This is a genomic window from Longimicrobium sp. (assembly GCF_036399935.1).
GTDB lineage: Bacteria > Gemmatimonadota > Gemmatimonadetes > Longimicrobiales > Longimicrobiaceae > Longimicrobium.
Genome location: NZ_DASWMD010000040.1, coordinates 47697 through 72211 on the forward strand (window position 1 = coordinate 47697; position 24515 = coordinate 72211).

Below are 24515 nucleotides of genomic sequence, written 5' to 3' on the forward strand. Positions count from 1 at the left end.
ATGGGAAAGCCTTTCACCTTTCGCGACCGCCTCGTCAACTGGGCGTCGCGCCGGATGCCGGTGAAGTGGGCCCGGTCGCGGCTCACGGGGCCGGTGGCCAGCATCACGTTCGACGACTTTCCCAGGTCGGCGTGGACGGCCGGGGGACCCATCGTGGAGCGCTTCGGGGGGCGGGCCACCTACTTCACGGCGGGCCGGTTCTGCGGCATCCGCGAAGAAGGGATCGACTACTACGATGCCGACGACCTGCGGGCCCTCCACGCCGCGGGGCACGAGGTGGGCTCGCACACGTACTTTCACCAACACGTTCCCGAGGTGCGCTCGAGCGAGCTGCTGGCCGACGCCCGGCGGAACGCCGATTTCGTCCGCGGCATCCTGGGCGAGGTGGAGCTGTCGAGCTTCGCCTTTCCCTTCGGCGACGTTTCGCCGCGGACCAAGCTGCTCTTTTCGCGGCTGTACCCCTGCTGCCGCGGCATCCGTCCGGGGATCAACGCGGGGCTCCTGGACCTGGGACAGCTCTGGGCGGTGTCGCTGGAGGTGCGCCACTGGACGGCGGAGCGGATCGAGCAGCAGGTGGCGGAGGCGAAGGCCCGCAACGGGTGGATCGTCTTCTTCACCCACGACGTTTCCGAAACGCCCGCGCCGTACGGCTCCACGCCGGCCATCCTGGAGCATGCGCTGCGGACGGTGACCGAGGCTGGGATCGAAGTGCTGCCCGTCCGCGACGCGCTGCGCCGGGCGACGGCGTAGTCATCCACCGGCGAAGGTCATCACGGAGACACGCGGAGGCACGGAGAGAAATGTCTCTCCGCGCCTCCGCGTTTCGTGCGTGATCGCCCCCCTGCCTAGCCGGACTGCCGCCGGTCGCGGAGCCAGCGCTTCAGCTGCTTCGCGCGGTCCAGCAGCCCCGTGCTTTGCAGCGCCGCCCGCGCCACGCCTTTCGCCGCCTTGCGGGCCCGCACCTTCAGCGGGGGCGTGCCCACGGGCCCGGCGATCCTCACGTGCGTGGCGTACAGGTACTTGTACTCCTCGTCGCCGATCAGGAAGTCGAACTCGGTGTCGCCCCGGCGGAAGCTGTCCTCCATCATGGCGTGCTGAAGGAGCCTGCCGGGGGAGTACTTCTGCAGCTCCGTGTCGTACGCGGGGATCCACGACGCGAAGCGCCCCTCGTGCAGCACGCCGAAGTGCACGGCGGCCAGCCGCCCGCCCGCGTACAGCGACGAAACCGTCAGCAGGCCCGTGTCGCGCAGCCGCTCGAACAGTTCCACGTTCCGCCGGTCGGCGAACCCGTCTCCCACGCCGGTGGCGCGGTACTGCCGCGACTTCCACTGCAGGCAGAGGTGAAACGCGGAGGGATCGGAGTCGTCCGCCACGTAGCGGATCGGGCCGATCTCGGCCTCCAGCTTTCTCCCCTTGCGGCGCGTGTCCGTCTGCTGGGGGAGGCGCGCGGCGGCCTCGTCCCACGACGCCGTTCCCCGCCACTCCAGGTAGGGGCAGGGCTCGCAATCCGGGGGCGCGCCGGCGGCCTTCCACTCGGCCAGCGTGACGGTGCCCCGCAGCGCCACGGGAATCCACGGCACGGGGCGGACGCCCGCGGGAGGGTCGCCGGCGACCGGCTCCAGGAAGTCCACGAAGGGGGCGCCCGTGACGGGTGTGCCGTCGACCGCCAGCACCCGGAACACCTGCCCGCCGGCGGCAACCAGCACCGGCTCGCACGTCCGACCCTTGAACCGTGCGGCGGCCAGGGCGTGCAGGAACGCGTCGGACGAAAAGAAGTTCATTCCCCGCGCCCGCGTATCCGCTGGCGGAGCACCAGCGCCACGAACCGCGTGTTGGTGACGGCGTAGCGCTTCCACAGGCGGCGCGGCTCCACCGCCAGCCGGAAGAGCCATTCCAGCCCCGCGCCGCGCATCCACCGCGGGGCCCGCGGCACCTGCCCGGAGACCAGGTCGAACGCCGCGCCCACGCCCAGTCCCACGGGAACGCCGAGAGCGGCCAGGTTCTCCTGCAGCCACACCTCCTGCTTGGGCGCGCCCAGGGCCACGAACAGCACGTGGGGCGCCGCCGCGCGGATCGCCCGGGCGACGCGCTCGCGTTCCGCCGGGTCGCGCTCGAAGCCGTGGGGCGGGCAGCACGTCCCGGCGATTTCCAGCCCCGGATACAGCCCGTGCATCACCCGCGCGGCGCCATCCGCCGCCCCCCGGCGGCCGCCCAGGAGAAAGATGCGGATGCCGGTTCCCGCCGCGGCCGCGCACACGTCCTCGAACAGGTCCACCCCGGCCACCCGCTCCGGCAGCGGCACGCCCAGCAGCCGCGACGCCCACACCAGCGACACGCCGTCGGGCACGGAAAGCGCCGCGCCGGCGTAGGCGCCGCGAAAGCGCTCCGAGTCGCGCAGAAGTGCCACGTGGTGCGCGTTGGGGGTGACGACGTAGCCCGGCGGCTCGCCGGCCAGGGCACGCTGCACCACCCAGGCGGCTGCGTCCTCGCGGGTCAGCACGTCTACCGGCACGCCCGCGATGGTCACGCGGGGCGCGGGGAACGCGGGAGGCGCACCCTTCCGCTTTCCGGCCCGGGCAGCCTCTCGCACGGTCAGATGGAGCTGTCGGTGGTGGAGCGCAGGCCGATCTTGTCGAACCCAGTCTGCTTCATCTGGAAGGTGCGCCACAGCCGGCGGAACACGGGGCGCGGGGCCAGCAGGCACGCCGTCCAGAAGGCGGAAAAGATCAGCTTTTCCCGCGCGCCGAACGCCCCGTCGGACCAGGTGGCCCGGGCCAGGCGCGCGTAGGTGCCCACCTGCTGCCCCGGCCCGCCCTGGAACTTCTGCAGCGCGAACACGTGCCGCAAAAAGAACGAGTTGCGGTCCGCCGCGGCGCCCAGCCCGAAGTGCTCGGCGATCACCGTCTGCAGCTCCACCCAGCGCTTCACGCCCTCCGCCGAGAGCATGGTGCGGATGTGGTTGCCGTCGGGGTGCATGCGGTACTCGGCGAGGGGCTCGTGCACGGCGCGCACCGGGGCCAGCAGCGAGGCGCCCATCGTCAGGTACGCGTCGGCCGCGGTGCGGAACCCCTTCGTGGGCATGGGCACCAGCTGGGCGAAGACGTCCGCGCGGATGGCCACCGCCGAGGTGGCGGGCGCCACGTGACGCGTCGTCTGGCGGATCTGCTCGCGGAGGTCGCCCTCGGAGAGGGCGGCGCGCTGGGGGCGGACGTCGCCCGTGCGCCGGTTGCGGTCGTCGATCACGTACATGGGATGCACGACCATCCCCGCCGCGGGATCGGCGGCGATGGCGGCGGCGATGCGCTCCAGCTTTTCGGGGAGCCAGCGGTCGTCGGAGTCCAGCAGCGCGATCCACCGCCCGGTGCACAGGCCGAAGCCGTGCTCCATGGCGGCCGACTGCCCGCCGTTCGGCATGGGCGCCAGCACCGTCCGCACGCCCGGCCGCGTGGCGCGAAGGCCGTCCATCCACCCCTGCACGCGCTCGCCCGTATCGTCGGTGGACCCGTCGTCCACCACCACCAGCTCCCAGTCGGCGACGGTCTGCGCCGCGACGGTGTCGAGCGTGTCTTCCACCCACTCCGCCTGGTTGTACGCGGCGACGAGCACCGAAAAGAGCGGGCGCCTGCTGCCGTCCGCCCCCGGCGCGGTGTCGTTCATCGGCCCGCCGCGGTGGGGGCCGCGTCCGGCACCGGGATCCACCCCCGGCGCCGCGGCGCGGGGGGACGGGCCAGGAGCGGCGAGCAGACGGCGGCCACGTACAGCGCCCAGCTGGCGTTGTTCTTTTCCAGCAGCACCGACTCGCTGAAGTTGTACAGCAGCGTGAAGGTGAGGATCAGCAGCGGCCAGAGCGCGTCGGCCGTCAGGGTGCGCCGCACCCCGGCCACGGCCTGGCGGAACGCGGCCAGGTAGCCGGCCAGGAACACGGCCAGCCCCACCAGCCCCAGCTGCAGCGCCACCTCCAGGTACCCGTTGTGGGCGCTGGGCGTCAGCCAGCCGATCTCCTTGAGCGGCGCCGCGGACGGGCCCTCCTCGCCCAGCCAGAAGGCGTTGTAGCCGTAGCCGAGCCAGGGCCGCTCCTGGATGGTGCGCCCCAGCACCTCCCACATGGGAATGCGGCCGGTGAGCGACGGGTCCTTGCCCATCGCCAGCAGCAGCGACTCCCAGTTGCTGGCCACCAGCGCCACCACGCTGCCCCCCACCACCACGGCGCCCACGAAGACGATCACGGCCAGGTCCATCCGCAGGCGCAGCATCCGGAAGAGCGCGGCCGAGGCGAACAGCACCAGCATGATGCTCAGCGCCGTCTTGGAGGTGGACATCAGCACCAGGAACACGCACAGGGCCAGTCCCGCCGTGCCGATCCATCGCCGCTCGCGGGGCAGGTCCCCCCGCAGGAGCAGGAAGGTGACGGAGCCGATCACCATGGCCTTGCCCAGCACGTTCTTGTGGGTGAACACGCCCTGCCACGCGCCCGGGTGAATGCCGTGGTCCACGCCGTACTGCGAGAGGCCCAGGGCGAAGACGACGGAGAGCACGGCCATCACCCCGAACGCCGCGGCGACCACGCGCAGCAGCTCGCGCGGGGTGAAGCGGGCGGCCAGGAACACACCCAGCGCCGTGGTGCCCACGAAGGCGATCGCGCGGCGCAGCGTAAGGTCGGGCGCGGCGGACCACTCGGTGGATGCCAGGGCCAGCGCCATCAGCAGCAGGAGCGTGGCCCGGCGGCCGATGGCCTGCAGCGAGGCCCGCCAGCGCACCGCCACCATCCCCACGCTGATGGCGTGGACGACGCCGAACATGGTGCGCATCACCAGGTTGCCCTCGTACGCCTCGGCGTTGCCCACGCTGCCGCCCTGCATCAGCAGCAGGACCACGGCGTGCGACATCAGGCAGATGGCGACGATGGCGAACGCCACCTCCAGGCCCCGGTACGCGGCGGAAAGCGCGTCCTCGAGCACGGCGTGGCGGGGCGCGCGCGGCCGTGCGGCCGCGGGGCGGGGAAGGGTGGCGGCGCCCGGGTGCGCCAGCAGTTCAGTCGCCATGGATCGTCCGGTATTCCTGGAATCGCAGCCGCGTCAGCCCGGTGAGGTTCCCCGCGCCGAAGGCGATGTACCACAGCGAGCGCACCACGCCGCTGCGCCCCTTCACCAGCCCGGCCGGCAGCGTCGCCACCCCGATGCCGATGCGGGCCAGCCCCTTGGCCACCCGCACGGCCGCGGCGCGGGGCGAGGGATGGATCTCCCGCTCGCAGGCGCTCCAGGTGTTCGCGGTGCGGTAGACGCGCTGCAGGATCCACCGGGCGCGGGTGCGCGTGGCCGGCGTCCATTCGTGCGCCACCGCCTCGTCGGCCCACACCATCAGGGCGCCGGCGCTGGCCAGCCGCAGGAACAGGTGCGTGTCCTCGCCACCGGTGAGGGTGAAGCGGGGGTCGAAGGGCTCGGGCATGTCCCGGAGCACGGCCATGCGGATCAGCACGTTGCCGGCGCCGGGGTCGCGCTTGTGGGCGCCCGTGGGGAGCCGCGGGGCCTCGAAGAAGCCGCCGCGCTTCACCCACTCGGGCACCTCGCCCTCGAACACCGGGAGCACGGGGCCCGCCACGACGTCGGCGTCGTGCAGGGCCTGCACCCGCAGCAGCTCGTCGAGCCAGCCGGGCTGGGGCACCTCGTCGTCGTCGATGAAGGCCATCATCCCGGCCCCGGCCTCGCGGGCGGCGGCCACGGCGGCGTTGCGCGCGTGCGAAACGCCGCGGCGCTCCTCGTGGCGGTAGCGCAGCGGCCAGGGAAGCCGGTCCGACCACTCGTCGCAGACGGCTTCCGCGGAGCGCGCGGGGTCGTTGTCCACCACGACGATCTCCAGCTCCGGCCCGCGCCCCCCGGCGAAGCGGAGCGCCGACAACCCCTCCAGCAGCCGGGCCAGGCCGCGGGGCCGCAGGTACGTCACCGCGCAGACGGCCACCTTCACGGCGTGGTCTCCCCCGTAGCGCGGGCGTGGAGCCCGGCCAGGGTGCGCCGGCCGCGGCTCATGACTCCCAGCGTGGCCAGGCGCTGCACCAGCCGCTCCTTGCGCTCCATTCCCAGCACCCGCTCCAGGGTGCGTCCGGCGGGGGTGGCCGACACCGCGGGCGACCGGGCGAGCGCGCGGCCCTTGCCCAGCCATTCGCGGCCCAGCTCCCAGTGCCCGTTCTGGAAGCCCTGCATCGCCACGGCGTGGTACGACCGCGAAAGCGAGCGGGCGAACAGCGGCAGCCGGCCCTGCGCCTCGAGCATGGACACCAGCCGGTCGAGCACGCGGATCTGCGACTGCAGCTTGTTGGCCTGCACGAAGTTGCGGCTGACGGACACGCGGGTGTCGCCGTGCATCCGGTACAGCCCCACCAGCTCGACCGTACGCGCGATGGAGGCGCCCAGCACCAGCGCGCGCATGGTGATGTCGCCGTCCTGGTTGCGGGCCAGCTCCTCGTCCCAGCCGCCCGTGGGCTCGTAGGCGTCGCGCCGCCACAGCACGGCGCAGGTGGGCACCCACGACGACTCCAGCCAGCCGCGCAGCGCCTCGTCCCGGTCCTCGCTGGGCGGCCCCGGGTCGCGGGCGGTGCGCACCCACTCCCCCCCGGCGCCCAGCTCCAGCTTGGCGGAGTCGCCGACCGCGATGGCCCCCGGCCGGCCGCGCGCCACCCCCACCAGGGCGGCCAGCGCGCCGGGGGTGATCACGTCGTCCGCGTCCAGGAACATCAGGTAGGCCCCACGCGCCAGCTCGGCGCCGCGGTTGCGCGCGTGGCCGCCGCCGCGGTTGCGGTCCACCCGCAGCGCGCGAACCCGGTCGGGGTGGCGGGCCACGAAGCCCGCGATGACGGCCCAGCTGCCGTCCGTCGAGGCATCGTCCACCACGACGGCTTCCACCTCCGGGTACGACTGCGCCAGCACGGATTCCAGCGTCGCGGCCACGAACGCCTCGGCGTTGTGGCAGGGAACCACGACGGATACCAGGTCGGGCGGGGCGGTGGTGCTCATGGTGCTCCTGTCCGTGCAGCCGGGGGCGTACGCAGGCGGGCGCGATGGAACGCGGCGCCCGCGCAAGCGGAACTCGATGGAGGGTCCCCCGGCGCGAGATTGCTACCGCTTTGCGGTGCACCGCCCGTGCCAGCGCTCCGCGTCAGCCCGGGGGCGCGGCCCGTGCGCCGCCCAGCAGCCGCAGGGCCTCGGACAGGTACGCGTCGCGGAACACCCCGGGGAGGGTGGACGGCACCCCCGGCCGCTTGGGCGGATGGTCCACGATCATCCGGTGCAGCACCTGCTCCTCCTGCGCCACGCCGCCGGTGCCGAACACGGGGCCGATGAACGGGTTCCGCCGCAGCACCTCCGCCAGCAGCCCGCGGTCCAGCCCGAACCCGTCGTACGGAAAGGCGAAGGGAACGCGCGACGCGCCGGACAGCGCGGCGGCCACCCGGCACGACTCCACGATCTCGTGCTCCACCCGCTCCGGCCCGGCGATGGACCCCAGGTGCCAGTGAAGCCGCGAGTGCCCGCCGAACGAAAAGCCTTCCGCCGCCATCTGCTTCACCTGCTCCGCCGCCAGGTACGGCTGCGTCCGAAGGAACGCGCCCACGTCCACCCCGGCCACCTCCACCAGCCGGGCGAGGGTGGCGTACGCGGGCGAGTCGGGGTTGCGCAGCGCCGGGCGGATCCATGCCGATACCGCCTCCGGGTCCGCCAGGGGACGCCCCGCCGCCGCCCCCATCTCCTCCAGGATCGCCCGAACCCGCGCGCCGTCCATGGCCTCCATCCCCTGTACGCACAGCGCCACCTGGTTGAAGGCGAGCGCCTGCCCGTTGCCGATGACGTCGGTGGTGAGGAAGAAGGTGCAGGGGATGCCCAGCTCCAGGAGCAGGGGCCGGACGACGGAGAAGCACTCCGCGTAGCCGTCGTCGAAGCTCAGGAAGACGCGGTTGGGCCCCAGCGCCCGGCCAGCGTCGCGCGCCTCCATCAGCTCGGGAAAGGAGACGAAGCGGAAGCGGGCCTTCAGCCAGAGCAGGTCCGCCCGGAACTGGGCGGCCGTCTTGAAGGGGTAGAGCGGGGAAACGTGGGGAACCGGCCCGTCGCTCACCACGTGGTAGCACAGGCCGATGGCCTCGCGGCGGATCACGCGGCCGTAGGCGGTGACGGGGAGCAGCCGCATGGCGTTGGAGGCCACGCGGCGCGCGAGCACCCCCGGAGTCACGGCAGGCGCCCCGCGTCGGGGGACAGGCGCAGCACGCGCACCATGGCGAACTGCAGCGGCCGGGGAAGCCGGGCCACGTTGGGCGCCAGGCGGTCGAACAGCGCCACCGGGCGAACGCGCGGCGGCAGCAGGTACACCCCCGCGGGCATGGCCAGGGCGCTGGCCGCGAGGATGGCGAGGAAGATGGCGCCGTCGCCGGCGCCCAGCCGCTCCATCGCCAGGCGTGCCGCCAGCGCCGCCGCGCCCACCATGCCCGCCAGCGCCACCCCCGGCGCCTGCACGGCCAGGAACTCGCCCCAGGTGCCTTCGGATATGCGCAGCGCCAGCGACGACATGGCCACGTACATGTAGACGATGGCCAGGCTGACCCCCACCGCCACCCCGGTGACCCCCCAGCGGGTGCCGGCGATGCCGCCCACGATGACCAGCGCGGCGTACACGAACTGCCGCCGCGTTTCTTCGCCCAGCCGGTTGGAGGCGGCGGTGACGGCCCCCGCCAGGTGGTAGACGGCCCGGAAGAGGCCGGCGGCGCACAGCACCTGCAGCGCGGGGACCATTCCGCTCCACCGCGCCCCGTACAGCGTCACCACCATGTGCGGCGCCGCGATGGCCATGCCGGTCATCACCGGCGCGGCCACCAGCGCCGTGAACTGCACGGCCAGCAGGTAGCCCCGCTTCAGCCGCGGCTTGTCGTTCTGCACCTCGGCCAGGGCGGGAAAGAGCACCGCGATGGTGGCGCCGCCCAGGTGGCTCAGCGGCAGCAGCATCAGGTTGTAGGCGCGGCCGTACAGGCCCAGCGCCGCGGCGCCCAGCACCCGCCCCACGATGGCGTTGTCGCCGTTGCGGGCGAAGTAGTTGACGATGGCATTCAGGCTGGCCTTGGCCCCGTACCCCAGCAGGTCGCGCAGCTCGGGCCGTCCCAGCAGCGGCTTCAGCGGCGGGCGGGCGATGGCCAGGGCCAGCACGCTTTCCAGCCCCGTCTGGATCAGCGATCCCCACACCAGGCTCCACACGCCGAAGCCCGCCAGCGCCAGGGCGGTGACGGCGATGGCGTAGCCCACTACGTAGCTGGTCACGCTGACGGTGAAGAGGGCCCCGGCCCTCATCTCGCGCTGAAGGATGGCCCGGGGCACCACGCCGAACGCCCCCATCACGAAGAGCAGCGACTGCACGGCGAGCACGCCGGGAAGCTGCGGGCTGGCCAGCAGCACGCCCGCCACCGGCGCCAGCAGGGCCACCAGGGCGGTGATGCCCAGCCCCAGCAGGATGGACGCGGAAAAGGCGGTGCGAAGGTGGCGCGGGGTAAGGTCGCGCCGCTGCACGATGGCCGGCCCCAGCCCCAGGTCGGCCACCAGCGTGGCCAGGCCGGTGACCACCAGCGCCAGGGCCACCAGGCCGAAGTCGCGGGGAGGGAGCAGGCGGGCCAGCAGAACGCCGGTGGCGAACTGCAGCAGGCCCTGCACGAGGGAGGTGCCAAGACGCCACTGGGCGGCCGAAAGAGTTCGGGCGCCCAGTGTGCGCCCCGGAAGGGGCGGTTCGGTCACTTGTTTCCGCGAACGGGCGGCCCGGTCACGCGGCGCCGGTGCCGCGAAGCACGGTGGGCAGCGTCAGGGCCAGGATCTTCATGTCCATGGTCATCGACCACTCGTCGATGTACTTGAGGTCCAGCGTCACCCAGTCGTCGAAGCCCAGGTTGCTGCGCCCGCTCACCTGCCAGAGCCCGGTCATCCCCGGGGGCGCGCTGAACCGGCGCATGAACCACGCCTGGTCGAACAGCTGCACGTCGCGCACGGCCATGGGGCGGGGCCCCACCAGCGACATCTCGCCCATCAGCACGTTCCACAGCTGCGGAAGCTCGTCGAGCGAGGTCTTGCGCAGCCAGCGGCCCACCGACGTCACGCGCGGGTCGTCCTTGATCTTGAAGATCGGGCCGATCGCCTCGTTCTTGTCTTCCAGGTGCGCGATCAGCGCCTCGGCGTTGGGCACCATCGTGCGGAACTTGTACATCTTGAAGCGGCGCTTGTTCTGCCCGTAGCGCTCCTGCGCGAACAGCACCGGCCCGCGGCTGGTGAGCTTGATGGCCACCGCGATGCCGATCAGGAAGGGCGACAGCACCAGCAGCCCCGCGGCCGCCCCCACGATGTCCACCGCCCGCTTGATGAGCACGCGGTGGTCGTCGCAGAAGGTCTTCATGGTCAGGAAGGGGAGCGCGCGGTCGTGCTCCAGCCGCGGCCGGGCCACCGACACCTGGAAGGCGTCCGCCAGGTACTTGCTCTCTACCCCCACCCGCGCGCACACCTCGATGGAGCGCTGGATCTCGGCGTAGCACGACTTCACCGGAAGGGCGATCAGCGCCTCGTCGACCACGTGGTGCATCAGCCAGTCTTCCAGCCCGTCCAGGCTGCACACCTTGGGGAGGTCCATCCGGGCGTCCAGCGCGTGGTCGTCGGAATCCACCCATCCCAGCAGCTCGACGCCGCCGGCGGGGCGCGACAGGATCTCGTCGCGCAGGCGCCGGGCGCGCGGCCCGCTGCCGATGATCAGCACCCGCCGGGGCACGTGGGTGCGCGCCGCCGAGTTGGCCAGCGCCCACACCGGCACGCGAACGGCCACGGCGATGGCGGCCGAGGCGAACCAGAACGCGGCCGCGGCGGGAATGCGGTACGGCCCCGCCAGGGTGGGCATCACGAAGGTCATGGCGATGAAGCTGCCCAGCCCCGTGGCGGCCACGATGCGCAGGATGGCGTGGCGGCGGTTGGGCGCCACGTGCGCGTCGTACACGCCGGCCATGGAGAACAGCCGCGGCCACAGCAGGGCGAACAGCCCGGTCAGCAGCGCGTGCCGGATGGTGATCTGGAGCTTGAGCACCTCGTTCAGCCCGCCGGGCATGGTGCCCAGCGCCGTGCCGATCCACACCGCCAGCAGCAGCCCCACGCACACGAAGGTGTCCACCGTGCGCTGCACTTCGGTGGGAAGCGCGGGAACCCGCGAGGGGAGCATCGTGGGCGCCGCCGACACCGTGAGGGTGGGCGGCACGGGCACTGACGCGGGCTCGTGGATGACGGGAACAGCCGGCGCTTCGCGCGGAACTTCGGGCGGGAGGCCGATCTCGGGTGATCCCCGGCGGGTGGTGCCCTCGAGGGCGATGATGCTGCGCTGCATGGCTTTGTCCTACCACCTTCGGCGGCTGGGCTGTCTTGGCGATCCCCTGCGCCAACCAAGACCCCTGGCTCTGCGGCCCCGCCTCGCGGCGGGAGTGCTCTTGTCGGGTGCTGCACGGCCCGGAGGCCCCAGGCCGTCATCAAAGCGAATTCTATACCACCGGGGCACCTGTTTGTGCCTTCTCGTCCTGATCTGGGAACGAGTTAGCCCATCGTCCGGCACGCCGGCGCGGATTTGAATGTTTCGCAAACCTCCTGGTGCGCGGCGGCGCGGAGGGGAAGACTTTCGCGAAGGCGTGCAGGCCCGCAACGGTCCTTCCGCCCGTGCCGGCCGTCCGGGGCCGTCGTTCACCGGATGCGCGGGAGCCACGCGAAACGCCAGCATCCGCGCAGAATCCCGGTCGAGGCCAGGGGTACCCCGAAGCAAGCGGAGGAGCAGCGGACGGCCCGTCCCCTGCTCCTCCGCTCTGCCTCGGACCCCGTCTCGTTCGGCGGTCAGCCCACCCGGGCGTAGTAGGCGCGGCCCTCTTCGTACCACCTGTACGCGGGGTCGTAGTCGCGGTCGCGGTCGGGGACGATGTCGTTCAGCACCGTGCCCACGGTGGGCATGCGCGCCCGGCGGCACTGCTCGGCGGCGTGCACCACCGCCTCGAAGGGCGTGACCCCCGCCCGGGACACCAGCAGCGTGGCGTCGGCGCAGGCGCCCAGCACGGCCGCGTCGGCGAACAGGTTCAGCGGGGGCGAGTCCAGCACCACGATGAAGTACTTTTCGCGCAGCCACTCCATCAGCACCTGGATGCGCGGCGACCCCAGCAGCTGCACCGGGTCCGGCGGCAGGTGCCCGGCGGGAATGTAGTGAAGCTGCCGCCCCTCGCCCACGTTCACCAGCTGCACCACGTCGGCCAGGGGCACGGTGCCCGCCAGCAGGTCCGAAAGCCCCGGGGTGCCCCCGCCGCCCTGGGGCGCGGGTGCTCCCCGGCGCAGGTCGGCGTCGATCAGCAGCACCCGCAGCCCGCGCTGCGCCAGCGTGGAGGCCAGCCCCGCCGCCGTGGTGGTCTTGCCGTCTCCCGGCAGCGGGCTGGTGACCAGCACCGCCCGCACGTCCTCGCCCGGCTTCAGGAAGAGCAGGTTGCGGTACAGCCACTCGTACGAATCGGCCGTGGCGGTGGGCGCGCCCGCGGGAAGCGAGGGCATCAGCGACGCGACGCCGGCGGTGGGCACCAGGGCCCGGCCCGCGTGCGAGTCCGATGCGCGCCCCGGACGCAGCATCCGGCGCATCCCGCGCAGCGCCTTCTTGCCGGGGGACAGGGTGGCCCCCATCCGCGGCACCCATCCCAGGACGGGGAACCCGGTGGCCGCCTGCAGGTCGTCGCGGGTGTGCACCGACACGTCGGCGTACTCGCGGGCGAAGGCGATGCCCACGCCCAGCAGCAGGCCGACCATGGCCAGCACCCCGGCGACCAGGGGCGTTCCGCCGTCCGAACGCTCGGGGAACGCCGGGTCCATCACCCGCACGCCCGGCGCGTCCACGGCTTCGGCCACCTGGGCTTCCTTGAGCCGGGCCTGCAACTGCCCGTGCAATCCGGCCAGCACCTCCGTCTCCCGGGTCAGCCGGGCAAGCTCCACTTCCTGGGCGGGAATGCGGCCCATCCGCGCACCGAACGATCCCAGGTTGGCGTCGATGGCGGCCACCTGGTTGCCCAGCCCCTGCACGTAGGTGTTCACGATGCCGCCCAGCTGCCCCTCCATCTGCTCGATGCGCCGCGTGAGCGACTGCACCTCGGGATTGTCGGGGGTGTAGCGCTGGAGCAGCTCCGCGCGCTGGTTCTCGATCGTCGCGATCTGCGAAATCAGCTGCGTAGCGGTCTCGTTGCGCAGCAGGGTGGGGAACGACATCAGGTTGCGGTACGGCGACACGGCGGTGGGCCCCGACCCGCGGCGGGCCTGCGCGATGGTGTTGGCCAGCGCCGCCCGCTCGGCCTCGAGCCGGTTGCGCTCGGCCTGGAGCTGCGCCTGCTGCGTCACCTGCGTGCTGGCCTCCACCGGCAGGGCCACCACGCCCTCGCGCTCGCGGAACACGCGCAGGCGCTGCTCCGCCGCGGTGAGCTGGCCGTGCAGCGTATCTACCTGGGCCCGCAGGAACAGCACGGTGCTGCGCGCCTCGGTGCCGTGCACGTCGCGCCGCATTTCCATGAAGCGCGCCGCCAGCGTGTTGGGAACGTCGCGGGCCAGCGCCGGGTCCGAAGAGCGGTAGGTGACGTACACCACGTTTGCATCTTCATCCGGCCGCGAAATGTCCAGCCGGTTGGACACCGCCTCGGCCGCGCCCTCGCGCGTGCCGATGGCGACGGTGAACTCGGGGTGGTCCACGGCCTCGGGCGCCAGCACCAGCTGCCCGCCCGGCACCTGCATGGGCGAGCCGGCGCTGGTGCGGCCGATCACCCTGCCTTCGGCGTTGCGGGCCTCGAACTCGCCGTACGCCTGCTTGACGAAGGTAATCGTGGACGTGTCGGCCTCCGGGTTCAGCCGAATGCCCGAAAGCACCTCGCTGCGCGGCACCCCCTCGGGCTTCACCACCGAAACGCGAAGCTCCAGCGAGTCGGCGACGGCGCGGGCCAGCTGGCGGCTGCGGAGCAGTTCCATCTCCGTGGCCATCCGCCCCTTTTCGTTCGTCACCTCCGTCCCCAGCACCTGCGCCACCCGCGCGCGGTTGTCGTCCACCTCGATCTTGGCGGTCGCCTCGTACTCCGGGCGGCTCCGGGAAACGAGCAGCAGCCCGATCGCCAGCCCCACGGCCGTGCAGGCGGCGATCAAAAGGCGGTGGCGCTTCACCATCCGCCAGAGCTCGCGCACCTTCACCGGCTCGGGCGCGGGGGGAACGTACGGCGGCGGCGCCACCTGCCCCGGCAGCATCAAGGGTTCCATCTGTGCCTACTTGGCGAAGGCGATGATCAGGCTCACCACGCCGGTGATGGCGGCGGTGACTACGCCCGTGTTGCGGCTGAGCCAGCTGCGCTGGTCCACGTAAATCTGGTCGCCCGAGCGGATGGACGCGCCCGCGATGGGGGTGTTGGCCTCCAGCTTCACCGGCAGCCGCACCCCGTCGCGGATGAGCACCACGCGGTTGGGGCTGCCGTCCGCCGTGGTGCCTCCCGCCAGCGCCAGCGCGTCGGACACGGTCATCGTGGGGTCCACCGGATACAGCCCCGGGTTGCGCACGGCGCCCAGCACCTGCACGCGGCGCAGCAGGGTCACTTCGATGGACGGGTTCTGCAGGTAGCGCGAGAACGCCTGGGTGATGCGCGTCTTCACCTCGGCGGGCTGCTCGCCGGCCACGTGGATGGCGCCCACGCGGGGCAGTACCACGTCGCCGTCCTCGTTGACGGGATAGTCGCCCGACATCTCGGCCTCGCGCCAGATGCGCAGGCGCACGATGTCGCCCAGGCGCAGCGGGTCGGGGCCCTGGTTCAGCAGGGCCTCGGTCACCTCGGGCGGCGGGCCCTCCTCGGGCATCACGGTGCGCCCGGTGGTGGCCGTCGGCGGCGCTCCCTCGGGCGGCACGGCGAACACGCCGCAGGCGGCCAGGGAAGCGGCCATCGCGCAGGATGAAGCGAGCATCACGGCCAGGCGGCGGATGCGGTCAGGAGCAGTCATGTTCCGGCTTTGGGGGCTCGGGGACCCCCGCGCGAGGGCTTCCGGGATGGAAAAAGATGGCTTTCGCGCGGGAACCACAGGCTTGGCCGGTGCAAGCAGGGTGCCACTTCGGGTCGTATCAGGAAATCCTGTTTCTCCGCGGACTGCAACGCGCGACGGCGATGCCTGGATCGCTTCGGCGCGAGGACACTGGCGTTTCGCGCGTAGTGCGTGCATTTTGGGCAGACCTCGATCTCCATGGGCGCGCCGCGCCCGCAGTGCCCCGACTCCCGAACCACGCCACCGCACGTGTTCAGCCCCTCCCCCGCCCAGCCCTCGCCCGCGGCCGGCGCCCGCGACCCCCTGCCTCGCTTCGTGCAGCAGGCCGAGTCGCTCCGTGAATCGGGAGACCTGGACCGCGCCGAGGAGATGCTCGTCCGCGGCCTGCGCGACCACGGCGGCGACCCGCGCGCCCGGGCGGCGCTGGCGCGGGTGCTGGCGGACCGGGGCGATACCGAGCGGGCCGAGGGCGTGTGGCGCGACGTGCTGGGGCTGGACCCCGACTACGTGCCCGCGCTGCGCGCGCTGGCCGACATCAGCGAGGCCGCGGGCCGGCGCGACGAGGCCATGGGCTTCTTCCGCCGCCTGATCCGCGTGGAGAACGCCGGCTTCGACTTCGGCCACGCGGGGCAGGAACCGCAGTCCGCCGCCCGCGATCCCTTCGCGGCGCCGCCGGCGGCGGCGGACGTCCCGGCCGGGCCCGCCGTCGACCCGGACGCCGATCCGGCCGAGGTGCTGCGCACGGCCTCCCGCGCCTGGGAAGCGGAACGTGCCACCGGCAGCGAGCCGTCCGCCGATCCCATCCCCTCGTTCACCCCCGACGAGGGGGACGTGGAGCAGGCCAGCGCGCCGCTGTCGTTCACCCCGGACGACGTGGATGCCAGGCATTCCCACGTCCGTCCGTCGTTCTCCGGTGACGAGCCGGAGGCCGCGCCTCCCGCCGCCACGCTCTCGTTCACGGCGGACGAGTCGAATGCGGCGCAGGGGCGGTTCAGCGGCGCGGATGATTCGACCTCCGGGCAGTCCCGCGCGGCCTTCGTCAACCCGTCGTTCGCGGCCGACGAGCCGGATGCGGCCCAAGGGCGGTTCGGCCATGGGGATGATCCGACCTCCGGGCAGTCGCGTGAGTCTTTCGTCGCGCCGTCGTTCGCGCCCGACGAGCCGGATGCGGCGCAGGGGCGGTTCGGCCGTGGGGATGATCCGACCTCCGGGCAGTCGCGTGAGGCCTTCGTCGCGCCGTCGTTCACGGCCGATGCGCCGGGTGCGGAGCAGTCGCCGTTCATGCGCGCTGCCGATCCGTCGCCCCAGGCCCATGCCGCCGCTCCCGTCCCCATCGCCTTCCACGCCGACGCCTCGCTGCAGGGCGCGGTGGCCGATTCCGCGGATTTCGCCGAGGCGGAGTTCGAAGAGTGGGACGATGACGAGGCGCTCGCCGGCTTCGACATCGTCTTCATGGACGAGGACGAGGACGAGGCGGACGAGGCCGCGGTGGAGGAATCCGTCGCCGCCGCGCCGCTCGCGTCCGAGCCGTCGGACGAGGCCGCGGTGGAGGAATCCGTCGCCGCCGCACCGCTCACGTCCGAGTCCCTGAGCGAGGCCGTGGCCGAAGAAGCACCGGACGCCGCAGCCGTGATCGAGGCGGTCGCAAGCGCGGAAGGCGTCGACGAGTCCGCCTGGTCCGACGAGTCGTTCGCCCCCGCCGAATCGAACGCTGTCGACGCCGCCGAGGCGATCGAGGCCGTGGAGGGGATCGACGAAGCCGCGTGGTCCGACGAATCCTTTGCGCCCGCCGCGGTCGGCGAGGACGGCTTCGGCCCCGGGTTCGAGCTTCCCGCGATTCCGGTGGCGGAGCCCGCGGCCCTGGAAGAGGTGGCCGAAGCGGAGGAGGCATTGGATGCCCCCGCCGAGGAAGGCTTCACGGCCGGAGTGGCCGACGCGGATGAGGCAGTCGATGCCGACGTGGACGTGGGCGCCTTCGTGGGCGCGTTCGCCGAAGCGGACGAGCCCGTCAGCGCGGCGGCGGATGCGGACGGCTTCGCGGGCGGCATCGCCGACGCGGATGACACGGTGAGCGCCGCAGCCGACGTGGCCGCCACGGCCGACGCAATGGAGGCAGTCGAGGCACCCGCCGAGCCCGAGCCGATCGCCGACTGGCTGCGCGCCATCGACGATGCCGATCCCACGATCGCCGTCGCCCCTGCGCTGTACGCGGCCGGCGCGGGTGAGGACGATCGGGCGGACGAAGTGGATCTCGCGGAGGCGGTGGACTTCGGCGACGAGGTAGATCCCGCCGCCGCCGTGGACTTCGCGGATCGCTCCGAGCCGATCGGGGCCGACGGGGAGCCGGTGGATGCGCCCACGCCTGCGAATGCGGACGTGGACGTGGAGCCGGCAGGTACGTCCGCGAGGGCAGACACGTCCGATGCGGATCAGCCAGGAGAGCCCGAGCCCGCCGCAGCCGTCGCCTTCGCCGATCACGCCGAGCCGATCGGCGCGGAGCCGATGGATGCGTTCGCGATGCTGGGTGCTTCGGATGCGGGTCAGCCGGGAGAGCCTGCGGCCGGTTACGTGTTCGATGACGTAGTTGCCGGCGATCCGGAAGCGCTGGACGCTGTGGAAGCCTACGCAGTTCCGGCGGCGGACGAGGACGCGGAACTCGATCCGCCCGTGGCCGTCGGCACCGACGCGCCGGACGCGCCTCCCGTGGACGCAGGCGGTTGGCCCACGCGGGCCAGGCTGCCGCACGGGGTGACGCTGGACCCGGAACCGTCGCCCCTCGCTGCCGCGCCCGAGGTGTCGGCTCCGATCGCGTTCCCGCAGGCCCGTCCGGCGGCGGCACGGCCCGCTGCTTCGCTGGCGACTCCCGAGGCGCGCCCCGAGGACGCAGCCCCCAACTTCCCGCCCGCGCTTCCGCCGGACCCCGCGGTGGCCCGCGCCTGGTTCGACCGGGCCACGCAGCGCGCGCCCCAGGAGCCCAAGGCGCCGCCGGCCCCGTCCGTGGCGCTCGTCGCGGCCCCGCGCGAGCCGTGGGCGCCCGCGCCGACGCTCACCGGGCGGGCCAACCCCGTGCAGCTGGCGCAGGCGCTGGTGCGCGTGCTGGAGCGCGACGGCGACGTCCTCGGTGCCGCGAGCAGCGTCCGGCGCCTGCTGGCGGTCTCCATCGGGCGCGAGCTGGGGATGGAGGGCACGCGCCTGGACGGGCTGGCGCTCGCGGCCGTGCTGGCAGACCTGGGCGGGCTGTTCCTGCGCGGCGGCGGACAGGCGCAGCGCGGCACCGACGTATCGCTCACGCTCATGGAATCCGTCCCGCTGACGCCGGAAGTGCACGAGGCGCTGGCGATGCAGCACCGCCGCTGGGACGGCGGCGACGGTGGCCCGCGCGAGGACGGCATTCCGTTCCCCGCGCGCGTCCTGGCCGTGGCGCGAGACGCGGCCGCTCTCCTGACGGGATCGTCGCGCCGGGGCACGGACGCGGCGGTGCACGAGCTTCAGCGCGGCGCGGGAACCGCGTACGATCCCATGGTGGTCAGCGTGCTGCGGCGCGTGCTGGCGCGGCGCGAGCTGTACGGGATCGGCTATGGCGTGGGCGGGCGGGTGATGGTGGCGCATCCGCGCGAGCTCCGGTCGATGGACCTGGCGGGCCGGCTGCACGCCTCGGGGTTCGAGGCCGAGACGCCGGCCGTCGGCACGCTTCGGCAGCGGCTGCACGGCGACCTGCCGCTGGCGCTGATCGTGGGTGCCGAGCTCGCCGCCACGGAAGCCGAGACCCTGCGCGAGCTTCGGGCGATCCCGGCGGCGGCGTGGATGCCCATCGTCGTCGTCGATGCGGACGACGCCGAGGTTCGCCCGTCGCTGCTGGCGGCGGGCGCGGACCTGTGCTTCGCCTCGTCGGCCACGTTCACCGAAGTAGGCGCGGCGCTCAACGCGCTCCTCCGCCGCCTCTCCACCCTGGCGGGCGGCACCGCGGAGTAAGCCGGTCCGTGCTGAGCAGAAGCCCCTCCCCGCGCCACGCGGGGAGGGGCTTTGTGCCGTCCGCCTTGTCATCCCGATGGAGCGGCCACGCCGTACCCGCGCGTGCTCCAAGCACCGCAGCGACTGAGGGATCCGCCACACACTGAACGTGGTGCAAGGGAGCAGCGGGCGCCCCCGTAGCCCATCCGCGGGTGAACCCGCCGCTGGGAAAGCGGTAAGCCCCGCCTCGGGCCGCTGCCGCGTCCCGCCCGGGGCTTCAACCGCACGCGCGTTCCGGCCAGTCGCGTGCGAAGCCGGAGCGCAATCGAATTCTCCCTTTCCCCTGCGAAGCGGGGGAGAGGGCCGGGGAGAGGGGGCTCCCGCGGCATGCGCCGGGAGCCGGTTGGGTTTGATGTGGGGGCGAGAGCGGCGCGCTTCGGATGGTCATGGCGGATCCCTCAGTCGCTGCCAGGTACGGGGTGGCGGCTGGTGTGTCGGGGCCGCTCCATCGGGACGACATTCGGCGGGACGCCGGATGCGGTGGTCGGCATCCTATATAGCAGCAGTATCAGGGGTTAGGCGGCGATTGCAAATGTCGCGGGCTTCCGCAAAACGCCATGCGCCCGGCATGGGAGCTTCGTCCCTGGGTTGTGTCTAAGTATGGCATTTGGCAGGCACTTAGCCGTATCGACCGGGTGCGGAACGCGACGTGCCAGAGTGGTGCGCGGGTGCGGTCTCCCCGCGCTCGATGTTCCCGCCCGGAAATCCCCCGGGCACCGACCGATAATGGCAAACCCGTCGAAAGGCGGGGACGCAAAGCTACGAGGCTACCGCGGGACTGCTCCCGCCACGCCAGTCGGGCCGCCGAAGCAAGGTGCCGTCCATGCGCAAGCTCTCGTCTCGTGTCTCGTCGTTCGCATCCGTCGTCTTCGCCGGCTCGCTCGTGCTCATGAGCGCGGCCTGCGACGGCGCGGGCTCCGTTACCGGTCCCGAAGACCCCACGAAGCCGGAGACGCCGGTGACCCCCACCCCGGGGCCGTTCTTCCACGGCGCCTTCCTGGGCGAAGCCGACAGCAAGCCCGAGCGCATCGGCGCGGCCATCCGCCAGTACGGCGACATGGTGGGCAAGGCGCCGGCGCTAGTGAAGACCTATCACCCGGTGTCGTGCGACTTTTCCGCCACCGGCTGGTGCGGCAAGGTGCTGCGCGAGGTGAGCGCGGCGGGCGCCACCAACTTCGTCGCCCTGGACCTGCGCTGGACCGGCGCGCCGCAGTCCGGCCTGCTGGAAGCCATCGCGGCGGGCCGCGCCGATGCCGAGTTCGCGCGCATCGGCCGGCAGCTGGCGGCGGTCGGCGGCACGGTGCTGCTGGAGCCGGCGTGGGAGATGAACGGCAACTGGCAGTACGTGTGGCAGGGCGTGGAGAACGGCGGCGACCAGGGCGCGCCGGCGAAGTACGCCGCCGCCTGGCGCCGCATCGTCGACATCTTCCGCCGCGAGGGCGCCAGCAACGTCCGCTGGGTGTTCAACCCCAACGTGGGCAACCCGCTGACCAACCGCGCCACCGGCCCGGCGCACTGGAACTGGTACGGCCACTACTATCCCGGCGACGCGTACGTGGACTACGTGGGCGCGCACGGCTTCAACGCGCCTCGGCTGTACGGGGGATCGTGGCAGGAGTTCGACGCCATGGTCGACGGCGCCGAGGCCGACCACATGCTTTCGGACCTGGCCTCGCGGTATCCCGGCAAGCCCATCATCATCGGCGAAGTGGCGAGCGACGAGGGCACGGGCGACGCCAAGGCGCGCTGGATTCGCGGCGCCTTCGCCCACATGCGCCGCCACCCCGCCGTCGTCGGCGCCGTGTGGTTCCACATGGACAAGGAAACCGACTGGCGCGTGAACTCCAGCGCCGCCTCGCTGCAGGCCTACCGCGACGCCGTCCGCGACGCCGGCGTGCTGGCCAGCTACAGCGACGTGTCGTCCATCCGCCCCACGATGCTCGCGAGCAACTGAGAACGACGGGAGACACGGAAACGCGCCGGGGAGGAAGCCCTCTCCGGCGCGTTTCTCTATTTCTGTTTCTCGCCGAGCGCTGAAATGAATTGCGAGAGTACAGAGATACAGAGAACGGCCAGAAATACAGAGGAAAGACTGGTTTTCCTCTGTATTTCCGGCTCTTGTCCGTACCCTCTGTACCCCCGCTTTTTCTCCCTCAGCCCGAGTCCGGCCGAGCCGCGCTCCGCCGCACGGAATCCCGCCTCGCCGAATCGCGCCGCACCGAGTCTGCCCGGGCCTGCTGCCGGACGATGGGCTTCGTGGCCGCCGGCTGGATGAAGGGCCGGCCGCCGCGGGCGTGGTACAGCGCCGATTCCAGGACCACGGCCGCCGTGTTCACGTTCTGCCCGCGCGTGGACGTGCGCGTGCCCTCGTACACGCCCGACGCCCAGCCCCCCGCGCCGGCACCGGCGGGAGCCACGGCCGCCACCGCGCGCTGCGTGTACTCGCCCGGCAGCAGCGCGTGCCAGGCGAACGCCGCCTTGGCGCTCACCCAGCGCGGCTCCGAGATCCGGGTGCGCGGGTTCAGCACGTTCAGCGCGAACGGCTGGCCGTTGCCGACCACCGAGTAGTAGTAGAAGTAGTGCGGCGCGCGCGGAATGGCGTCCTCGCTGACGATCGTCACTTTGCCCGTCTGCCGGTACCGCGCCTCCTGCGCGGCCAGCAGCCCGCGCGCCAGCCGCGCCATCTCGGGGGTCCACCCCACCTCCAGCCCGGCCAGGATCACCGGCTCGCTGGTCACGTGGTCGTAGCCCCGCTTGTCGGCCATCAGCGGAATGCCCAGCACGTTCACCGGGCGTGCGTTCTCGCGGAGAGAAAGCGCCTTTTCGGCCCGCTGCCCCCAGAGCGCGAAGCCCGAGGCCGCGTACTGCTCGTACGGCAGGCGGCCCTCCTGGTAGCGCCGCTTGCGGCCGCTGCGGGGGGCACGGTCTTCGCCGTACAGGTAGCCGTCGTCCACCATGCGGTCCAGGTCCAGCCGCGCCGCCACGGCCCGCGCCGCCTGGGCGTGCCGGGGCTGCGTGGTGGCGATGATGCGAAGCCAGATCAGCACCCGCCCGATGTCCGTGGCGGACCAGCCGTAGCCCACCGGATCCGGCTCCTCACGGTCGTTGCGCCCCGCCATGCGCCCGGTGGTCGTGAAGTAGTTCTTGTTGAACGCCGCTCCGTCGTACAGGCGCATGGTGTTCAGCGTCTGCAGCGCTCGCGCCATCCGGCGATCGTATTCCTCCCGCTCCAGCAGCCCCAACTCGGCACCCGCGTACAGGGCCGCCAGCCCGCTGCCCACGTCCCACAGCGTGGCGTAGTGATAGCCCGCCACCGAGTTCACCAGCCCCGTCGCCGGCTGGTACTGCTGCTCCACGTACGCCCACGCGCGCCGGGCCGCGTCGGCGTGGAGCGAGTCGTCGCCGGGGAGCGCGCGCCGGCCGGCCTCGGCGGGGGCGGCGGGCCGGCCCGCGGGCGGGGCGGGGCGCACGGGCGTGGCCGCCACGCGTTCGCCCCGGGGCGGGGGCGGCGCGGCGGGGAACTCGTCGTCGTCTTCCGGGCCGGAGGGCCACAGGGCCTGCACGACGAAGACGCTGACCGCCAGGATCACGATGCGGTTCAGCCAGCCGATGGCCGCGGCGGCTGCCTCGTTGGGGCGCATGGGGGCAGTTTTCTCGGGTTTTTGGCGGGCGTGCCGCCGGCGCGGGGGCCGGCCGGCGCCTGCCCTGCGCGCAGGAACCGTGCACGGGCGCGCGGTTCCTGCGCCCCGGAACGCGCAAGGCTCTGGCGCGCCGGGGGTGCACCATGCCAGAATACATGCGAAAGGTCCGCGGCGCACGGGGCAAAGGCCTCTCCCCGCGCTTCCGCCCACCGGCCCGGCGCCCCCCGGCGCCCGGCACGCTCCCGTTCAGCGCCTCCATGGCCAAGGCCAGCCTCCGCGAAATCCGCAAGCTCCGCGAAGCCTTCGCCCGCGATCCCGGTGGGGTCTTCGTGCAGCTCGCCGACGCGCACCGCCGGTACGGCGACACCGAAGAAGCCAGGCGCGTGCTGCGCGCCGGCCTGCTCCACAGCCCCGACGACGCCAGCGCCCACGCCATGCTCGGCGAGCTGCTGGCCGCCCGGGGCCGCCACGGCGAGGCCGAGCAGTCGTGGCGCCGCGTGCTGGAGCTGAACCCCGACCACCCCGCCGCGCTCCGCGGCCTGGGCCTGGCCGCCCGGGCCGCCGGACGCCGCGACGAGGCGCTGGACCATTTCCGCCGCCTGCTCACCCTGCAAGATGACGTGGAGGTACAGAGGATGATGACCGAGCTGTCGGAAGCCGCGGCCGACCCGGCCGCCCCCGAAGCCGCCGACGTCCCGGCCGGCCGCGCCACCCCCAGCCCCGAAGCCGCGCCGGACGGGCAGCGGGGACAGTCGGTGGCCGTCTCCACCTCGCACGGCGCGGCCGCCCCCGGCGCGGGCGCCGAGGCCGTGGCGCTCGTGGAGGTGCTGGTGCGCGCGCTGGAGCACCGCGGCGCCGTCTTCGGCGCCGAAAGCTCGCTGACGCGCCTGCTGGCCGTGGCGCTCGGGCGCGAGCTGGAGCTGCGCGACGAGCACCTGAACGCGCTGGCGCTGGCCGCGCTGCTCAGCGACCTGGGCGGGCTGGCCATGAACGGGGCGGGGGACGACGGCCAGCGCGAGGTGGCCATCACCCTTCAGCTTCTGCAGGGCGTGGCGCTTCCCGCGGGGGTGCACGACGCGCTGGCGCACCAGCACGAGCACTGGGACGGCACCGGCACGCCCGACGGGCTGGCCGAGGACCGCATTCCCTTCCCGGCGCGCATCCTGGCCGTGGCGCGCGGGTGCTCGCACCTGCTGGCCGACGGCCCGGGGCGCCAGCCGATGGGCGTGGCCGCCGCGGTCGACGAGATGCAGCGGCAGGCCGGCTCGGTGTACGATCCCGTGGTCGCCAGCCTGCTGCGCCGGGTGTTCGCCCAGCGCGAGCGGCACGGCATCGGCTACGGCTGGGGCGGGCACGTGTACGTGGCGCACCCCGAAGAGCTTCGCGGGCTGGGCCTGGCCACGCGCCTGCACTCGGCCGGCTACGCGACGGAGACGGCGGCCGACGTGGCCGGGGTGCGCGAGCGCCTTCGCGCCGGGGCCGTGCAGGCGCTGGTGGTCGGCGCGAGGCTGGCGGGCGGCGACGTGGCCGGACTGGTGCAGGAGATCCGCGGCGCGGCGCACCTGCGCGCCATCCCGGTGGTGGTGATCGACGCCGACTCGCCGGACCTGCGCATCTCGCTGCTCTCGGCCGGCGCCGACGTGTGCTTTGCGCCGGACGTCAGCTTCACCGAGTTCAAGGCCACGCTCGACGCGCTCCTGCGGCGCAGCGAGCTGGTGATGGGTGCCGCGCCCGCGGCCCCGTTCGCCGGCCGCGGCTTCGCGTGAGGCACACCCCGGGCTTCGCGTTCCGCGGG

Annotated in this window: 16 protein-coding genes and 2 riboswitches; of the genes, 4 read left to right on the forward strand and 12 right to left on the reverse strand. The window is 73.0% G+C overall.

Translation table 11 applies throughout. From position 1 onward, the window contains the following. The gene (locus tag VGB24_RS13015; protein WP_331073378.1) at window positions 1-750 is read left to right on the forward strand and encodes a polysaccharide deacetylase family protein; all 750 of its coding nucleotides are present in this window, start codon (window positions 1-3) and stop codon (window positions 748-750) included. Window positions 751-845: 95 nt separating this feature from the next. Here VGB24_RS13015 and VGB24_RS13020 read toward each other — a convergent pair whose 3' ends face one another. From VGB24_RS13020 to VGB24_RS13070, 11 genes are all read right to left on the reverse strand, one after another. Beyond that, entirely contained in the window at window positions 846-1781 is a 936-nt protein-coding gene (locus tag VGB24_RS13020; protein WP_331073379.1) for a GNAT family N-acetyltransferase, read from the reverse strand. Further along, window positions 1778-2527 carry a WecB/TagA/CpsF family glycosyltransferase gene (locus VGB24_RS13025; RefSeq protein ID WP_331073380.1) on the reverse strand — a complete coding sequence of 250 codons (750 nt, stop codon included), beginning with the start codon at window positions 2525-2527 and terminating at the stop codon, window positions 1778-1780. The genes VGB24_RS13020 and VGB24_RS13025 overlap by 4 nt, the downstream gene beginning before the upstream one ends. Window positions 2528-2592: 65 nt before the next feature. Continuing rightward, the gene (locus VGB24_RS13030) at window positions 2593-3657 is read right to left on the reverse strand and encodes a glycosyltransferase family 2 protein (RefSeq protein ID WP_331073381.1); all 1065 of its coding nucleotides are present in this window, start codon (window positions 3655-3657) and stop codon (window positions 2593-2595) included. After that, the gene (locus VGB24_RS13035; RefSeq protein WP_331073382.1) at window positions 3654-5042 is read right to left on the reverse strand and encodes an O-antigen ligase; all 1389 of its coding nucleotides are present in this window, start codon (window positions 5040-5042) and stop codon (window positions 3654-3656) included. Before VGB24_RS13035 ends, VGB24_RS13030 begins: the two co-directional genes overlap by 4 nt. Next, window positions 5032-5961, reverse strand: coding sequence for a glycosyltransferase family 2 protein (locus VGB24_RS13040; RefSeq protein ID WP_331073383.1), 930 nt, complete (start codon window positions 5959-5961; stop codon window positions 5032-5034). The genes VGB24_RS13035 and VGB24_RS13040 overlap by 11 nt, the downstream gene beginning before the upstream one ends. Continuing rightward, the gene (locus tag VGB24_RS13045) at window positions 5958-7007 is read right to left on the reverse strand and encodes a glycosyltransferase family A protein (protein ID WP_331073384.1); all 1050 of its coding nucleotides are present in this window, start codon (window positions 7005-7007) and stop codon (window positions 5958-5960) included. The genes VGB24_RS13040 and VGB24_RS13045 overlap by 4 nt, the downstream gene beginning before the upstream one ends. Window positions 7008-7149: 142 nt before the next feature. Continuing rightward, window positions 7150-8214: a polysaccharide deacetylase family protein gene (locus tag VGB24_RS13050; protein ID WP_331073385.1), complete on the reverse strand. Its 1065-nt coding sequence runs from the start codon at window positions 8212-8214 to the stop codon at window positions 7150-7152. Next, window positions 8211-9758 carry a lipopolysaccharide biosynthesis protein gene (locus tag VGB24_RS13055; protein WP_331073386.1) on the reverse strand — a complete coding sequence of 516 codons (1548 nt, stop codon included), beginning with the start codon at window positions 9756-9758 and terminating at the stop codon, window positions 8211-8213. The genes VGB24_RS13050 and VGB24_RS13055 overlap by 4 nt, the downstream gene beginning before the upstream one ends. A 25-nt stretch (window positions 9759-9783) precedes the next feature. Beyond that, window positions 9784-11376: a sugar transferase gene (locus VGB24_RS13060; RefSeq protein WP_331073387.1), complete on the reverse strand. Its 1593-nt coding sequence runs from the start codon at window positions 11374-11376 to the stop codon at window positions 9784-9786. A gap of 17 nt (window positions 11377-11393) precedes the next feature. Then, window positions 11394-11485, reverse strand: a riboswitch (cyclic di-GMP riboswitch). 385 nt (window positions 11486-11870) lie between these two features. After that, window positions 11871-14300: a GumC family protein gene (locus tag VGB24_RS13065; protein WP_331073388.1), complete on the reverse strand. Its 2430-nt coding sequence runs from the start codon at window positions 14298-14300 to the stop codon at window positions 11871-11873. A gap of 6 nt (window positions 14301-14306) precedes the next feature. Beyond that, window positions 14307-15029 carry a polysaccharide biosynthesis/export family protein gene (locus VGB24_RS13070; RefSeq protein ID WP_331073389.1) on the reverse strand — a complete coding sequence of 241 codons (723 nt, stop codon included), beginning with the start codon at window positions 15027-15029 and terminating at the stop codon, window positions 14307-14309. Between the two features lie 288 nt (window positions 15030-15317). Here VGB24_RS13070 and VGB24_RS13075 point away from each other — a divergent pair, with 288 nt between their 5' ends. Together VGB24_RS13075 and VGB24_RS13080 are read left to right on the forward strand one after the other, a co-directional pair. Further along, complete coding sequence (locus tag VGB24_RS13075; RefSeq protein ID WP_331073390.1) at window positions 15318-19040, forward strand: HD domain-containing phosphohydrolase; 3723 nt, start codon at window positions 15318-15320, stop codon at window positions 19038-19040. A 757-nt stretch (window positions 19041-19797) separates the two neighbouring features. Then, window positions 19798-19888: riboswitch (cyclic di-GMP riboswitch) on the forward strand. 14 nt (window positions 19889-19902) lie between these two features. Next, a complete protein-coding gene (locus VGB24_RS13080) occupies window positions 19903-21033 on the forward strand; it encodes a glycoside hydrolase family 26 protein (RefSeq protein WP_331073391.1) in 1131 nt (376 codons plus the stop codon). Between the two features lie 199 nt (window positions 21034-21232). On the opposite strand, the gene VGB24_RS13085 is transcribed toward VGB24_RS13080, so the two are convergent. Continuing rightward, window positions 21233-22720 (reverse strand): DUF3131 domain-containing protein, encoded by a 1488-nt coding sequence (locus VGB24_RS13085; RefSeq protein WP_331073392.1) that lies wholly within the window; start codon window positions 22718-22720, stop codon window positions 21233-21235. Window positions 22721-22977: 257 nt separating this feature from the next. Here VGB24_RS13085 and VGB24_RS13090 point away from each other — a divergent pair, with 257 nt between their 5' ends. Next, window positions 22978-24486, forward strand: a complete 1509-nt coding sequence (locus VGB24_RS13090) for an HD domain-containing phosphohydrolase (protein WP_331073393.1) — start codon at window positions 22978-22980, stop codon at window positions 24484-24486. Window positions 24487-24515 lie beyond the last annotated feature (29 nt).

What these genes read in the sequence shown, in the direction of transcription:
- VGB24_RS13070 (WP_331073389.1), bottom strand. Translation starts at nt 15,029, where the DNA reads ATGACTGCTCCTGACCGCATCCGCCGCCTGGCCGTGATGCTCGCTTCA.
- VGB24_RS13015 (WP_331073378.1), top strand. Translation starts at nt 1, where the DNA reads ATGGGAAAGCCTTTCACCTTTCGCGACCGCCTCGTCAACTGGGCGTCG.
- VGB24_RS13030 (WP_331073381.1), bottom strand. Translation starts at nt 3,657, where the DNA reads ATGAACGACACCGCGCCGGGGGCGGACGGCAGCAGGCGCCCGCTCTTT.
- VGB24_RS13060 (WP_331073387.1), bottom strand. Translation starts at nt 11,376, where the DNA reads ATGCAGCGCAGCATCATCGCCCTCGAGGGCACCACCCGCCGGGGATCA.
- VGB24_RS13090 (WP_331073393.1), top strand. Translation starts at nt 22,978, where the DNA reads ATGGCCAAGGCCAGCCTCCGCGAAATCCGCAAGCTCCGCGAAGCCTTC.
- VGB24_RS13085 (WP_331073392.1), bottom strand. Translation starts at nt 22,720, where the DNA reads ATGCGCCCCAACGAGGCAGCCGCCGCGGCCATCGGCTGGCTGAACCGC.
- VGB24_RS13065 (WP_331073388.1), bottom strand. Translation starts at nt 14,300, where the DNA reads ATGGAACCCTTGATGCTGCCGGGGCAGGTGGCGCCGCCGCCGTACGTT.
- VGB24_RS13020 (WP_331073379.1), bottom strand. Translation starts at nt 1,781, where the DNA reads ATGAACTTCTTTTCGTCCGACGCGTTCCTGCACGCCCTGGCCGCCGCA.
- VGB24_RS13080 (WP_331073391.1), top strand. Translation starts at nt 19,903, where the DNA reads ATGCGCAAGCTCTCGTCTCGTGTCTCGTCGTTCGCATCCGTCGTCTTC.
- VGB24_RS13035 (WP_331073382.1), bottom strand. Translation starts at nt 5,042, where the DNA reads ATGGCGACTGAACTGCTGGCGCACCCGGGCGCCGCCACCCTTCCCCGC.
- VGB24_RS13045 (WP_331073384.1), bottom strand. Translation starts at nt 7,007, where the DNA reads ATGAGCACCACCGCCCCGCCCGACCTGGTATCCGTCGTGGTTCCCTGC.